The sequence below is a fragment of the Paenibacillus sp. D51F genome, from assembly GCF_053345695.1.
Genome location: NZ_JBKFAO010000007.1, coordinates 275,109 through 289,749, shown reverse-complemented (window position 1 = coordinate 289,749; position 14,641 = coordinate 275,109). Strand labels below are relative to the sequence as shown.

The 14,641-nt window shown below is 58.9% G+C and carries 14 protein-coding genes; 13 read left to right on the top strand and 1 reads right to left on the bottom strand.

Features of this window, described 5'->3' with window-relative positions; all coding sequences use genetic code 11:
* Positions 1–37 precede the first annotated feature (37 nt).
* Positions 38–931 carry a phosphatidylinositol-specific phospholipase C/glycerophosphodiester phosphodiesterase family protein gene (locus ACLBWT_RS15160; protein WP_447663967.1) on the bottom strand — a complete coding sequence of 298 codons (894 nt, stop codon included), beginning with the start codon at positions 929–931 and terminating at the stop codon, positions 38–40.
* 261 nt (positions 932–1,192) lie between these two features.
* Between ACLBWT_RS15160 and ACLBWT_RS15155 the strand changes: the two genes are divergently transcribed.
* The 13 genes from ACLBWT_RS15155 (at position 1,193) to ACLBWT_RS15095 (ending at position 14,625) form a co-directional block, all read left to right on the top strand.
* The gene (locus ACLBWT_RS15155) at positions 1,193–1,627 is read left to right on the top strand and encodes a GtrA family protein (RefSeq protein WP_447663966.1); all 435 of its coding nucleotides are present in this window, start codon (positions 1,193–1,195) and stop codon (positions 1,625–1,627) included.
* 551 nt (positions 1,628–2,178) lie between these two features.
* Complete coding sequence (locus ACLBWT_RS15150) at positions 2,179–2,580, top strand: hypothetical protein (protein WP_447663965.1); 402 nt, start codon at positions 2,179–2,181, stop codon at positions 2,578–2,580.
* Between the two features lie 148 nt (positions 2,581–2,728).
* On the top strand, positions 2,729–3,505 hold the full coding sequence (locus ACLBWT_RS15145) for a YveK family protein (RefSeq protein ID WP_447663964.1): 777 nt from the start codon (positions 2,729–2,731) through the stop codon (positions 3,503–3,505).
* Entirely contained in the window at positions 3,486–4,181 is a 696-nt protein-coding gene (locus tag ACLBWT_RS15140; protein WP_447663963.1) for a CpsD/CapB family tyrosine-protein kinase, read from the top strand. Before ACLBWT_RS15145 ends, ACLBWT_RS15140 begins: the two co-directional genes overlap by 20 nt.
* A 706-nt stretch (positions 4,182–4,887) precedes the next feature.
* Positions 4,888–5,802, top strand: coding sequence for a UTP--glucose-1-phosphate uridylyltransferase GalU (gene galU / locus ACLBWT_RS15135; protein ID WP_447663962.1), 915 nt, complete (start codon positions 4,888–4,890; stop codon positions 5,800–5,802).
* Positions 5,803–5,846: 44 nt separating this feature from the next.
* Positions 5,847–6,746, top strand: coding sequence for a glycosyltransferase family 2 protein (locus tag ACLBWT_RS15130; protein WP_447663961.1), 900 nt, complete (start codon positions 5,847–5,849; stop codon positions 6,744–6,746).
* 78 nt (positions 6,747–6,824) lie between these two features.
* Positions 6,825–8,234 (top strand): oligosaccharide flippase family protein, encoded by a 1,410-nt coding sequence (locus ACLBWT_RS15125; protein ID WP_447663960.1) that lies wholly within the window; start codon positions 6,825–6,827, stop codon positions 8,232–8,234.
* Positions 8,231–9,190 (top strand): polysaccharide pyruvyl transferase family protein, encoded by a 960-nt coding sequence (locus tag ACLBWT_RS15120; RefSeq protein WP_447663959.1) that lies wholly within the window; start codon positions 8,231–8,233, stop codon positions 9,188–9,190. Before ACLBWT_RS15125 ends, ACLBWT_RS15120 begins: the two co-directional genes overlap by 4 nt.
* Before the next feature lie 47 nt (positions 9,191–9,237).
* A complete protein-coding gene (locus ACLBWT_RS15115; protein ID WP_076353624.1) occupies positions 9,238–9,909 on the top strand; it encodes a sugar transferase in 672 nt (223 codons plus the stop codon).
* Between the two features lie 26 nt (positions 9,910–9,935).
* Entirely contained in the window at positions 9,936–10,874 is a 939-nt protein-coding gene (locus tag ACLBWT_RS15110; RefSeq protein ID WP_447663958.1) for a GDP-L-fucose synthase family protein, read from the top strand.
* 204 nt (positions 10,875–11,078) lie between these two features.
* On the top strand, positions 11,079–12,074 hold the full coding sequence (gmd, locus tag ACLBWT_RS15105) for a GDP-mannose 4,6-dehydratase (RefSeq protein ID WP_447663957.1): 996 nt from the start codon (positions 11,079–11,081) through the stop codon (positions 12,072–12,074).
* An 8-nt stretch (positions 12,075–12,082) separates the two neighbouring features.
* Positions 12,083–13,480 (top strand): hypothetical protein, encoded by a 1,398-nt coding sequence (locus ACLBWT_RS15100; RefSeq protein WP_447663956.1) that lies wholly within the window; start codon positions 12,083–12,085, stop codon positions 13,478–13,480.
* Complete coding sequence (locus tag ACLBWT_RS15095) at positions 13,477–14,625, top strand: glycosyltransferase family 4 protein (RefSeq protein ID WP_447663955.1); 1,149 nt, start codon at positions 13,477–13,479, stop codon at positions 14,623–14,625. The genes ACLBWT_RS15100 and ACLBWT_RS15095 overlap by 4 nt, the downstream gene beginning before the upstream one ends.
* Positions 14,626–14,641 lie beyond the last annotated feature (16 nt).

Below are 14,641 nucleotides of genomic sequence, written 5' to 3'. Positions count from 1 at the left end.
TTCCCCGGTAATCTGACAGATTTCTGTCGAGAAGGCGTTACTTGACCTTCGGGACGGAGATGCCGGCTGCAGCCATGCGGGCATAGGTCATGGAATCGCTGTATACGCCATGAACGCCGGTGGCAAGGAGCGAACGAATCGCTTCGAGATCATTGACGGTGTGTACATACACCGGAACCTGGAGCGTTGCGAGCTGCTGAACCAGCTTGACGGATTTGCCGGCACGCTCCTCCGGCATCGTGACGGCATCGATGGATTCCGTCCGTCGGACGAAGTCGAGCACTTGGTTATCCGAATCGGGAGATTGATAAAGCGTATATATATAGGAAGAGAAGGAATGAACCTGTTCGATCCAGCCGTACATTTCCTGGCTGTAGATCTGGGGAATGATTCGGCTCAATACTTCGGTATCGGACCCGGATGCTCTCATCAAAGCTCGGAACGATGCTTGGGCTTCCTCGGCCGTGGAGCCCTTCGTATCGGTAATGATCCACATATCGGGATGCTTGCGCATGAGATCGCAGATCTGCTCGAAGCTCATCGCATGGTAGCGCTCCAAGATAGGCAGATCGAGGATCGTTTTACGGCTTGTCGGCTTGCCCATTTCCGGGCGGGGCAGCTCCTGGCGGAAGCGGTCGTAGAGATAGGAGCCCCAGTCGTGACGGCTGATCAGATATCCGTCTGTCGTAAGCTGCAAGTCGACCTCGAAAAGCCGGTAGCCCTTATCGTAATTCTGTTGGAAGGCTTCATACGAATTCGTATAGAAATGGTTGTCCACCGAGCCCAGCGCATGAGCGGCCAAAGTTTCATTGGTCCAGGCAGGGGCCGGGTCCCGTCCGGCAACGAAAGCGGATTTGGCGCCGGAGTACAAGGGGGCTGCAACGATCAGAACGGAGATGGAAAGAATAATAAAGGATGTCCATTTCTTCATGCTGACGACACCTCTTTCGGATGCTTTTCGCTAAAGCTATGCCTGAGTCCATTCATTACCCGATCAAGGAGCGGATGAAATACATCTTGACTTGACTGGATAAAGATACATGGGATACTCTTCTAGGTATCACTATACCTTCTCTATGACAGGCATTCCATAACATATGGGAGAAATGCCCTTTTGGTTGAAGAGGTCATCTCTTGAATCGGTTGTCATCGCCTGCTTCGATAGAGACGTTCAAGGATTGGAAGGATTACGATGGGAATGTTGATGAAATACGCGTTGACCGGCGTATTGAATACGGTTCTGGATTATGCGATTTTCGGCCTTCTGAACGCGGTTTTTGGAGTCCACTATTTGATCGCGCAGACGATCAGCTACGCGGTCGCGACAATCAACAGCTATCTGGTCAACCGGAGCTGGACGTTCAGAAGCTCGGAACCGGGACGCAAAGGCGAATGGCTCCGGTTTTTGACCGTGAACCTGTTCACATTCGGAATTTCGACCGCTGTATTGGCTGTTTTCCACGGCGGATTGGGATGGAATACACTCATTGCGAAAGGAATTGCCGTTGTCGTTGCGACCGGAGCCGGATTTGCCGCCAATAAATATTGGGTATTTCGCGTCAAGGAAGTTTCTCCGGATGTGACCAAAGTCTCGAATTCTGTCGAATCGGGTCTGGAAAAACCTTGAACGGCATCATCATTTCGCCCTCTCGTTCCTAAGTCCCTGAATGCGGTCAGCTGTTGTAGGACTGCTGCGGGGGCGCAGAAACAAGAACCAACAGAACAAAGAACAGGAAAACCGCTCAAGAGAGCGGTTTTTTGTTCATTCAGGGACATGGGCGCGCCTGCGACAATAGTCTGCTTCATGGAAGCCATACGGAAGCTTCCATAGATGATGACGATAACGCATACATTTACATGAAAACGTAAACAAGTCTGAATATTTCTACCATCCATACCATGAAAACTAGGAGCAGGGTACTTGAAAACAGGACTGAAAATGAACAGGAAAGACTAATCCAAACACATCTTTCTTCCCTCTAGCTTTTGCGACGAACTGTGTCATAATCGAACCAACAAGCTGAATAGCAGCGAATCTGCTGTGAGGCTGACTGCAATCCCCTGGCAGCCCGTGTCTGAAAATACCGAATGCTGAAGCTTACATCCGACAACAGACGCGATTATCATCCACGCATGGCGAGCATCAATGGAAGCGACGATATAGGGAGGGACAAAGGGATGGCGGTCCGCAAACTATCGCTTGTCACGGAATATGAGGGACTGAACGAGCAAATCCAGAGAACGAGGGAGAGCCTGCAGGCATTTATGGAGATGGAGCAGAAAAAGCTGAAATTGCGCCAATTCCTTCAAGTACTCGCGGAGGATGAAAGCCTCGGCTCCGCCAATAACGCCGATTCGCTTGCCGAGCTGCTGTATGTAACGGAATATCCGCTCCGCCGTGAATTCGTGTTCGATTACAAGAAGAACCGATATGAGCCGTGCAACCAGAAACCGCGCATCGATCTGGCCGAGCTTCTGACGCTTCTTCTGGACAAGAAGGGCATCGATAAAAGCTTCGAGGATCTGATGGAGCATATCCTCCACGGCGGAAGCCTGGATGATTTCCTGGAGAGAAGTTAACAAGCCGGCAAAAGATAGAGGAAAGCGAATAGGCAATCCGCTCTTTTTTTTCTTCAAAAGTTCTCGAAATGAATAATTAAAGAAAATTAATAATTCGAATAGGAGTCTGTTCTCGTATTTTCAACCATTTTTTACTGGAGGGAACATCTTGGAAATCAAACATTATGCCTACATCATCCGCAAGCGGCTATGGCTGATCGCAGCCATCGTCATCGTGAGCTGCTCGCTGGCCGCAACCTACTCCTATTGGTACGCGAAACCCCAATACGAGGCTTCGGCCAAGCTGCTCGTCGGACAGGTCAAGGACGGCGGCGGTTTGATGTCCAGCATCGACCTCAGCATGATCAACAGCAATATCCAGCTGATCAAGACCTACAAGGAAATCATCAAGACGCCGCGCATCATGCAGATCGTCGCCGAAGAGTATCCGCAGCTCCACCAAAGCGCCGGCGAGCTGGCCGGGAAGGTGACGGTGACATCGGTCAACGACACCCAGGTCATGTCGGTTACCGCCAGAGACGAGTCGTTCGCCGGGGCAGCGAATATTGTGAATGCCGTCTCGCTCGTCTTCTCCAAGGAAATACCCAAACTGCTGCAGGTCGACAACGTCTCGATTCTGAATCAAGCCGATCCTGCTGCCGGGGCCGCGCCGGTCGCTCCGAACGCCAAGCTCAATATCGTCACGGCGTTCGCGCTTTCGCTGCTCGCGGGTCTGGGACTGGCCTTCCTGCTTGAGTATCTCGACGATACGATCAAGTCCGAAGAAGATGTCCGCGATGTCCTTGGACTGCCTGTGCTTACAGCGATCCCGAAGTTCAAGGAGAGGGAGGCGACTGCCAAGGGCGGCAGCAATCTGAACAATACGGGAACGATACCGGCTTCCGGCCATGTGGGGAGGAAAAGCAATGTCTCGCTTGACGCGTAACTGGACTCTGATAACAGCCAGCAATCCGAAGTCGCCGATCTCGGAATCTTACCGGATGCTGCGTACCGGGGTGGACTACGCCGGAGTCGACGATCCTGTCGACCTGCTGATGGTCACCTCTTGCCGGGCAGGAGAAGGCAAAAGCACGACTTCGGCCAACATGGCCGTCACCTTTGCCCAGGCGGGGCAAAAAGTGCTGCTGATCGATGCGGATATGCGGAAACCTTCTCAGCATCATATCTTTGCTCTCAGCAACCGGGGAGGACTCACCGGAGTGCTGCAAGGACGCAGCACGCTCGAGCAGGGGGTTCAAGCTTCTGAAGTGGACAATCTCGATATTTTGACAGCGGGCCCGACTCCGCCCAACCCTTCGGAGATGCTCGGGTCGAGAGCGATGGCCGCGCTGCTGGAGCTGGCCAAGGAGCAGTACGACCGGGTCATCGTCGACACGCCTCCGATCCTGGCTGTGACGGATGCCCATATCGTAGCCGGCAAATGCGACGGCGTCGTGCTCGTCATCGATTCCGGCAAGGTCAAGAGCGATACGGCGCGCAAAGCGAAGGAAACGCTTGAAAATGCCGGGTCGCGGATGCTCGGAGTCGTTCTCAACAATGTCGACCGGGATGCGAACGGCGGCTACTACTATTACTACTACGGCAGCGAGGAGCAGGCTTGAGCACGGAGGATGGACGGATTTTTCCCGCAAGCGGAATTTGAACCGCCATCAGCCATGAGGACTGGCCGGCAAGCCGGTCGAGGCGGTCCGTAATCAAGCCAAGGTAATGTCTCCTGCACCTCTATCACCGGAGGCACTCGGTCATGCTGTGGGCCAGCGGCCTTAGACGTTCATCGTCGAGGGCATGACGTGAGGCGGGGTTGGATGCCCCCTGTGTTGGTTTGGAGATTTTCCCGGTGAGGATCACCGGTGCCTTTGAGAAACGGAACGTGCAAGAAACGAGCACGGCGGATATAAACTTGTTTCGGCGAATGGCGAGTGTCGCGAGCAATTCAGGTGCAGCAAGCGAGGAATAAGCGGAATAGCAGCATGAGGTTTTTGTGAGAGCGGATAGCGGAAGGGACGGAATCGTTCTGGAGAAGCGAGAGCGTTCGCCTTTGAAGACCGGATTCCCCCAAAGGGAATAAGTTCAAGGAATCCGGGCTTCAACAGCGATCGGAAGAATGATCCGTTCCTGCAGCGAATTTGCTGAACAGGGAAGAATGATCCGTACCTGCAGCGGATTTGCTGAACAAGGAAGAATGATCCGTACCTGCAGCGGATTTTCTGAACAAGGAAGAATGATCCGTACCTGCAGCGGGGGTTTGCTGAACAAGGAAAAGTATTCGAGCAAACGAAACCATTCCAAATAGATAGGGTGAGCGTCATGCAAAAAGTGAGAAAAGCGATTATTCCCGCCGCCGGCCTAGGAACGCGATTTTTGCCGGCAACCAAAGCGATGCCGAAGGAAATGCTCCCGATCGTAGACAAGCCGACGATCCAGTACATCGTCGAGGAAGCGATCGAGTCCGGCATCGAGGACATTATCGTCGTCACCGGCAAGGGCAAGCGGGCGATCGAGGACCACTTCGACATCGCTTTCGAATTGGAGCATACGCTTCAGGAGAAAGGCAAGCTGGACATTCTGGAGAAGGTCCGCCGCTCATCCAACGTAGAGATCCACTATATCCGCCAAAAAGAAGCCAAGGGGCTTGGCCATGCGGTCTGGTGCGCCCGCAACTTCATCGGCGACGAGCCGTTCGCGGTTCTGCTCGGGGACGACATCGTGCAGTCGGATGTCCCTTGCACGCGGCAGCTGATCGAGCAGTATGAACAGACCGGCAAATCGGTCATCGGTGTCCAGACCGTAGGCGTCGAGCAGACGCATCGCTACGGCATCGTGGATCCGATCGGCAATCTGGATCATCCGCTCAGCAGGCTGCATGGCGTCAACCGCTTCGTGGAAAAGCCGGCTCCGGGAGAAGCGCCGTCCAATCTGGCCATCATGGGCCGATATGTGCTGACGCCGGAAATTTTCGAATTCCTCGGCAGGCATGAGACAGGAGCGGGTGGAGAAATCCAGCTCACGGACGCGATCCAGCGGCTCAACGAGCATCAGGGCGTGTATGCCTATGATTTCGAGGGGATCCGTTATGATGTCGGCGAGAAGCTCGGGTTTATTCTCACGACGCTTGAGTTCGCAATGCGCAACCCTGAGCTTCGCCATCCGCTGCTCACCGAGATGGGCGAGATGCTGGAGCGGGAGCTGGGCAGGGGTCTGCTGGCGGCACGCGGCGAATAAGCTGCCCGGGAGCTGGAGGAACATACGGAAACGGAGTTGGGAGCATGAAGGTAACGGTCGCAATCTGTACGCATAACCGCGCCGCAGACACGAAGGAAGCGGTATGGAGCGTGCTGGGGCAGCAGTTCGATTCCTCGCAGTACGAGGTGCTCGTCGTGGACAACAAGTCGACGGACGGCACCTGGGAGACGATGCTCGAGCTGCAGCGCATGCCTGGCGTCGGACCGGAGCGGGTGCGCTGCGTACGGGAGGAGACGCTCGGCTTGTCGGCGGCAAGGAACCGGGCGATCAGGGAAGCGAGAGGTCAATACATCCTCTTCCTGGACGACGACGCCGTGGCGAAGCCCGGCTGGATGGGAGCGATCATCGACGTATTCGAGCGGGATGCCGGCATCGGATGCGTGGGCGGCAAGATCGATCCGGTATGGGAAGGCGGCGAGCCGGAATGGCTTCCGGACATGTTCAAAACTCTGTACACGGTGCTGGATTACGCGCCGGGCGTCACGGAGATGGAAGCTCCGCGGATTCCATTCGGGGCGAACGTCGCGTTCCGGGCGGACGTATTCAAGCGCCATGCCCCGTTCCGCGAGGATCTCGGCCGTGTCGGCAGCAATCTGCTGTCGAGCGAGGAGAGCGAGCTCATCGACCGGATCCGGGCGACGCATAAGGTGTGCTACACCCCGCATGCCGTCGTCGACCATAAAATCGCCAAAAGCCGCATCAGCCGCAAATGGTTTCTGCGCCGGGTGTACTGGCAGGGCATTAGCGATGCCGCCCGCAAGCAGCGCGGCCCCGGATATCTCCTGAAGCAGGCGGTGAAGGTGCCGGTCTCGGCGCTGCTGCTGCCGTTCGCCTTGGCTGATCGCCGGAAAGCGATCGTCCAGCTGCGCCGCATCCAGTACAGCAATGGTTATATCGCCGGCTGCCTCGGAATGTACAAGTAATCGGAGAGGCACTCTCTTTTTTTACCCTGGAGGTCGCGTTATGAATAATAAAATGAAAAAAAAGAGAGGCGTCGATCTGTGAGCGCGGGTGTTGCCGAGGAGGCTCCCGCCCCGAACGGAAGGTTGGCCAAGGCGGTGCGCCAACTGAGAGGCAAAGGAATAGCGGCGACGATCGCCAGGACGAGCGGCACGAACATGCTGATCATGCTGCTCGGCACGCTGACCTCGATCCTGACTGCCCGGATGTTCGGGGTGACCGGGAAAGGGGAGCTGGCCGCCATCCTGTTCTGGCCCTCCTTTCTGGCGGGGCTGACCGGCTTCGGCTTGCCGACAGCGCTGATCTATCAGGTCAAGCGAGGCGCATCGATGGCGGGCAGCCTGGCAGTCAGTCTGGCGGTGCTCCTGCCGGCGAGCCTCATTACCGGAGCGGTCGCCTGGATCGGCCTTCCCTATTGGATGGACGGATACAGCCCGGAAGCGGTCGCTTCCGCCAGGCTGTACACGGTGATCGCCGTGCCGATGGCGCTGGCCGTCAACCTGATCGCGGCCGCGGCGCAAAGCGCGGGCCGCTTCCAGGTGTACAACGGCATTCGGCTGTATGTGCCGCTGCTCAATCTGGCCGGGCTGGCCGTCCTGTGGGCGGCAGGCAGGCTGACGGTGCCTTCGGCCGTCATCGTCTATCTCGTCACGACGGCAGCCGTCATCGCGCTGGCTGCGATGGGCATGCGCCGCGAATTCGCCGCGATGAGCTGGAGACAGGCGTGGAACCGGAAAGTCGCCGCTCCGCTGCTGTCGTACGGCAGCCGGGTGTTCGGCACGGACCTGCTCGGGACGCTGTACGGCCAATTCGACAAGCTCATTATCCTCTCGCTGCTCACGCCCCGGGATTTCGGGCTGTACTCGGTTGTATACGCCCTCTCCCGGATGTTCAACGTCGTGCAGACGGCGATTACGAGCGTTGTATTTCCCAAAGTAACGGGCGAGAGCCGGGAAGCGGTCATCTCCACCGTCAGCCGGGCGTTCCGGCTGTCGATGCTGCTGATGCTGGCAGCAGTCGTGCCCGCGATGCTGATCGGAAGCCGGCTGATCGGGCTTGTATTCGGCCCTGTATTCCTGGAAGCGAGCGGAACGTTCTATCTGCTGTCGATCGAATGCATCATCGGCGGGGGATCGTGGATTCTCGCCTCGGCTTTCAATGCGATGGGCCGTCCCGGGATGGTGCTGATCCGCCAGATCATCGCTCTTGCGGCAACGGTGGCGCTGTTCTTCGTCCTGACGCCGCTGATGGGGCTTGAGGGACTTGCACTGGCGCTGCTCTGCGGAGCGCTGATCCGGATGGCGGTGTCCATCGCCTCGATGCGGCTGCTGTTCGGCGTTCCTCTGCGCCGCATCCTGTACGACCGCGAGGATTTCCGGTTCCTCCTGAACCGGATCCAGTCAAGAAGAATGGCGGCTGCGGCCGCCGGAGGAGGAACGAGGAAGGCATGAACAAGCTTGAATCCTATTCGATGGAGCAGCTGAAGGAGCGCCTCTCGCTCATTACGAGAAGCATCCCGAAAGGCTCTGAAATCATCTATATCGACTATCCCGTGCACAGCAACGGCGGGGACATCCTCATCATGAAGGGCACCGAGGCGTTCTTCAAAGCTTACGGCATCCGCGTCCGCGCCCGCTACAGCGTGCTCGACTTCCCGGACGGGCTCAAGGTTCCGCCGAGCTGCATTCTCGTACTGCACGGAGGAGGCAACTTCGGGGATCTCTATACGAAGCATCAGCTGCTGCGGGAAAAGATCGTGGAGCAGTACCCGGGACACCGGATCGTCATGCTGCCGCAGACGATCTTCTACAAGAGCGAGCTGAACTTCGGCCGGACGGCGGCCGTGTTCAACCGGCACCGGGACTTGCATCTGTACGTGCGGGACACGCTCAGCTACGAGATGGCCCGCAAGAAGTTCAAAAACATCAAGGTGTTCATGTCACCGGACATGGCCCACCAGCTCTATCCGATCGCCTCATCTTCGCCTCCTGCCGGCGAGACGCTGTTCTTTCTCCGGAACGACATCGAGAAGACGCCTCATCAGGAGCGGCTTGAGCGGTCGGGAGGAGCAAGCAGCGCGGCCAAAGACTGGACAAGCCTCTATACGGCGGCGGAGCGCAAGGCGCTTGTCGTCATGATGAAGCTCTACCGTCTTCCCGGAGCGCGGGGGCCGCTGCAGCGGATCTGGTACCGGTACTCCCAGTTCCTCGTGAACAAGGCGATCCGCGAATTCGGCGCCTACGGCAGCATCGTCACTTCAAGGCTGCACGGCCATATTCTCGCCTGCCTGATGGACAAGCCGAGCGTCCTGCTCGACAATTCCTACGGCAAAAATACGAGCTATTACAATGCCTGGACGAATCGGGTGCCCGGAGCCGAGCTGTCGGCGGAAACCCTGGCCAACTAAAAGCGTCTTCGGCAGCCTTAATCCAAATGAGCGGAGGATGATTTCACTTGGCATTTCACGACAGAAGCGAGGAAGCGGTCGGCGGGGGCTGTCCGGCGCAAGCGCGGCAGCTGGCGATCTACGAGCAGCTTAAGCGGTCGGTCGACATCGGCTGCTCGCTGGCCGGCCTGCTGCTGCTGAGCCCGGTATTCGTCCTGATCGGGCTGCTGATCAAACTGGAGGATCCTCGCGGCACGGTGTTCTTCTACCAGACCCGCGTCGGCAAGGACGGCAAGCCGTTCCGCATGTACAAGTTCCGCTCCATGGTATCGAACGCGGAAGAGAAGCTGAAGGAGCTGATGGCGCAGAACGAGGTGCAGGGGGCGATGTTCAAGATGAAGAACGATCCCCGCGTCACCCGCGTCGGCCGCTTCATCCGCAAGACGAGCATCGACGAGCTTCCCCAGCTGGTGAACGTGCTGCTCGGGAACATGTCCCTCGTCGGCCCAAGGCCGCCGCTGCCGCGCGAGGTGGCGGAATATACGCCGTATGACCGGCAGCGCCTGGACGTCACGCCCGGCTGCACCGGCCTGTGGCAGGTCAGCGGACGCAGCAGCCTGAGCTTCGAGCAGATGGTGGAGCTGGACCTGCGCTATGTGCGGGAACGCTCTCTCGGCATGGATTTCCGGATTCTGCTGCGGACGGTGAAGGTGCTGGCGGGCAGCAAGGACGCTTTCTAAACAACCCCTACTGGAGGAGAACGGATATGGACAAGCAAGCAGCGATATACGTAGCGGGCCATCGCGGCCTGGCGGGATCCGCCATCTGGCGGGCTCTGGAAGCGAAGGGCTACCGCAATCTGATCGGCCGCACGAGCCGCGAGCTCGATCTCCGCGATCCGATTCAAGTGGAAGCCTTCTTCGGCAGCCAGGCGATCGAGTATGTGTTTCTCGCCGCAGCCAAGGTCGGCGGCATCGTCGCCAACAACGATTTTTGCGGGGACTTCATCCGCGACAACCTGATGATCCAGACGAATGTCATCGAGGCTTCGCGCAGGCATGGCATCAAGAAGCTGCTGTTCCTCGGCTCGACCTGCATCTATCCGAAGCTGGCGCCTCAGCCGCTTCAGGAGGACAGCCTGCTGCGCGGCGATCTGGAGCCGACGAACGAGGCTTACGCGATCGCCAAGATCGCCGGCATCAAGATGTGCCAGGCGTACAACCGCCAGTACGGCACGAAATTCATTTCCGCGATGCCGACCAATCTGTACGGGCCGAACGACAACTTCGACCTCGAAACGTCGCATGTGCTTCCGGCCTTGCTGCGCAAAATCCATGAGGCGAAGGAGACGGGCTCTGCGGAGGTGGAGATCTGGGGAACGGGTACGCCGCGCCGGGAATTCCTCCATTCGGACGATCTCGCCGACGCCTGCATCTTCCTGATGGAGAATTACGAAGGCGACGACATCGTGAACGTCGGCGTCGGGGACGACATCAGCATCCGCGAGCTGGCGGAGATGATCGCTGCGGTCGTCGGTTTTGAAGGCCGGCTTGCCTTCAACTCCTCGCGGCCGGACGGGACGCCGCGCAAGCTGGTCGACACCGGCCGCATCAACGGCCTCGGCTGGAGGGCGGGAACGCCGCTGCGGGAAGGCATCCGCAAGGTCTATGCCGCTTACCGCCAAGCGGAACCGGCGCTGGGCTGACCTCCGAGGCGCCTTGCCGCACGGCCGCCGCGAATCCGGGAGCTTGGCGGCCAGAGAGTTTGATCAACCGGGAGTGGAAGCAGCGCCTCCGCCGCACAGAAGCGCGAGAGAAGCGCATGGCGGAGCTAACCAGCAGGCATGAACCGTACTGTCGTCGTCCGGAATGGACGGCTCAATCTAACAAACTATTGGGGGATGCGGAAGATGAAGAGAGCGCTAATTACAGGAGTAACCGGTCAAGACGGATCGTACCTGGCGGAATTGCTGCTGTCCAAGGGCTACAAGGTGTACGGCATGCGCCGCCGCACGAGCACGCCCAATTACGAGAACGTGGAGCGGATCAAGAACAGCATCACGTGGCTGTCGGGCGACTTGACGGATCTGGCTTCGCTGATCGAAGCGGTGCGGGCTTCCGATCCCGACGAGGTGTACAACCTGGCGGCGCAATCCTTCGTGGCCGCATCGTGGCCGCAGCCCCTTGCCACGGCGCACCTGACCGCGATCGCGGTGACGAACATGCTGGAGGCGGTCCGCATCGTGAAGCCGTCGGCCCGGTTCTACCAGGCGTCCAGCAGCGAGATGTTCGGCAAGGTCGTCGAGACGCCGCAGAAGGAGACGACGCCGTTCTATCCGCGCAGCCCATATGGAGTAGCCAAGGTGTACGGCCACTGGATCACCGTGAACTACCGCGAAAGCTTCGGCATGTTCGCCTGCTCCGGCATCCTGTTCAACCACGAGTCGCCGCGCCGCGGCGTGGAGTTCGTCACCCGCAAAGTGTCGGACGGCGTTGCCCGCATCAAGCTGGGCCTGGCGGCCGAGCTGCGGATGGGCAACCTGGATTCGCTCCGAGACTGGGGCTTCGCCGGCGACTATGTCAAGGCGATGTGGCTGATGCTGCAGCAGGACGAGCCGGATGATTTCGTCATCTCTACCGGCGAGATGCATTCGGTGCGGGAGCTGCTGGATGTCGCCTTCTCCCATGTCGGCCTGGACTACCGGGACTATGTCGTCATCGATCCCGAATTCGAGCGTCCGGCTGAAGTCGACCTGCTGCTCGGCGACTGCACGAAGGCGAAGGAGAAGCTCGGCTGGGAGCTGGAGGTCGGCTTCAAGCAGCTCATCACCATGATGGTGGATGAGGACCTAAAGCGGGTCGGCCTGGAGAACGCGTACCTTCATGCCATGAGCGTGAACGCTTAGGGGCTGCCATGAAGACGAGGCAACCGGCAGCCGCCGCTTCCGGCGCCGTCCTGGACGGCGGGGTTCCGGAGCCGGCGGAACGCAAGTGGATGGAGAGGGGCATCCTGCTGTACCTGATCTTCGCGGCGATGGCTTATCTGCCCGAGGCGCTGAACGACATTTTGAACGCCAGAATTTCCTACGCCAAATTCTCCATGAACGAGCCGCTGTTCGGACTGAACATCCGGTATATCAAGGACGTGATTCTGGTCCTGATGACCACTGCGTTCTTCGTCCTGGATGCCCGGAAGGGGGAGCGTTATCGGCTTGCCAAATGGTATTTGCCGGTACTCCTGCTGATCGCTTACGGCACTTGCGTTCTCGTCTTCCGCGAAGCCGGCCTCAATATGTACCAGGTCGCTGCGGGAGGGCGGTCGCTCCTGCTGATCGTGTTTTGCTTGAAGGCAGCGGCTTACGCGGGCCGTCCCGCGTTCGTGCGCAGGCTGTGCCGCTGCGCAGCATGGCTGCTCGTCATCGAGTTCGCGGTGCTGATCGCCCAGTATGTTTTGTTCACGGGAAGGTTCGGAGTCGTCAATCCGTTTTCACTGCGCCTGATCGGAACCTTCGGCGGCATATCGATCTCGGGTTACATGGCGCTTGGCAGCTCCATTCTCCTCTATACCGCGAGGGGACAGCTCGACAGGACCATGCTTCGCCTGTCTCCGCTGCTTCAGCTGCTCTGCCTGGGCATCGCCGGCATTTCGGGAACGCGTTCGGCCATTATCGGCTGCTTCCTCATCCTGTTTTTCCTGCTGGTGGAGAAAGCGTTCAACGGGCGCAAGCTTCCGGAGAAAGGCTTGCTGATGCCGGCTGTCGTCTGCTTCTCCATGCTGGTGCTCACGGCGGGCATCCAGGCCGCGACGCTGATGGCGGATCGCGGCAGCATCGTGGAAGCCCAGGTCAAGGGAGGCAGGATCGACATGGTCACGGGCTTCTTCACGGACAATCCGTTCTCCGTCGTGCTGTTCGGAGACGGCATCGGCTACGGCACCAACAGCGGCGTGAATCTCAACAAGCAGCTTGACGTGGATCTGGAGCATAAAATCATGGACGGCACCATCAACTCGATCCTCACCCAGTACGGCTTGTTCGTCCTGACGCTGCTGGCCGCCGCCGCGATCGCGGCGGCGCCGGCCGTGCTCCGTAGGCTGAAAGGCCAATCGATGCAGCTGTATGTGCTGCTCGTCGTCAACGTCGTGCTGTGCATCTCGACCAACATTCTGGAGCAGTTCGTGTATTTGTTCCTGCTCGCCCTGTCGGCGGCCGTATTGGCCCGCCGGAATCAACAAGCCGCCGCGGAAGAGGATCCGTCCACCGGGACGGAGAGCCTGCTCTCCCGCGGACGGATGAAGGAGAGTCTTACATGAAGCCGCTTGTGCTGCTGTCCGACGCATACGGGGGACATGGCGGCATCGCCAAGTTCAACCGGGATCTGCTGACCTCGCTCAGCTCGTATCCGGGACTGCGGGAGGCGACCGCGATTCCGCGGCTGATGCCGTTTCCGCCCGAGCCGATCCCGGCCAACTTGAATTACGTCACGGAAGGGCTCGGAGGAAAAAGGCGCTATCTGAGCGCCGTGCTTCGCTCCCTTATCGGCCGGGCACGGAGGAGCGATCTCATCGTATGCGGCCATATCAATCTGCTGCCGTTCGCCGTCCTGGCCAAAAAGCTGACGGGCGCCAAGCTCGCCCTTGTCATTCATGGGATCGACGCATGGGATCCCGTTACCCGCAAGGGAACGAGCTATTCGCTGCGCCAGGTCGATGCAGTCATCGCGGTGAGCAAGCTGACGCTGGACCGCTTCCAAGGCTGGGCAGGCCTCGAGAGCGTACCATCGTTCGTGCTTCCGAACTCCTTCGAGCCCGGGCTGTTCGTGCCGGGACCGGCCCCTGAGGCGCTTCTCGACCGATACGGACTGCAACGGTCCGATCGCATCGTAATGACGCTCGGGAGGCTTGCAGGCCAGCAGCGCCGCAAGGGCTTCGACGAAGTGCTCGAGGCGATGCCTTCCCTGCTGCGCGACGAGCCATCGCTGAAATATCTCATCGTGGGAGACGGGGCCGACCGCGGCCGGCTGGAGCAGAAGGCTGCCAGCCTCGGCCTGGAGGAAGCCGTCGTATTCACCGGCATGATCAAGGAGGAAGAAAAGGCGGATCACTACCGCCTGGCGGACGGCTTTGCAATGCCGAGCCACGGCGAAGGCTTCGGCATCGTGCTGCTGGAGGCGATGGCCTGCGGCATTCCCGTGCTGGCGAGCAAGGCCGACGGCAGCAGCGAGGCGCTCATGCGAGGCAAGCTGGGCATCCTGGTGAATCCTTCGGTTCCATCCGAAGTGGAGCTAGGCATCCGGCGGCTGCTGAGCAAGCCAAAAGGCGAGGTTCCGGAGGAGCTCGGTTACTTCTCGTTCGGCAATTACACCGCTCGGCTCCACGATATTTTGGACCGGCTGGGCAAGCCTGCGATTCCACAGCAAGACCGGGATACGGGAAGGCTGCCTAGCTCCATTCATTGAAAAGGGGGAAGCAAAG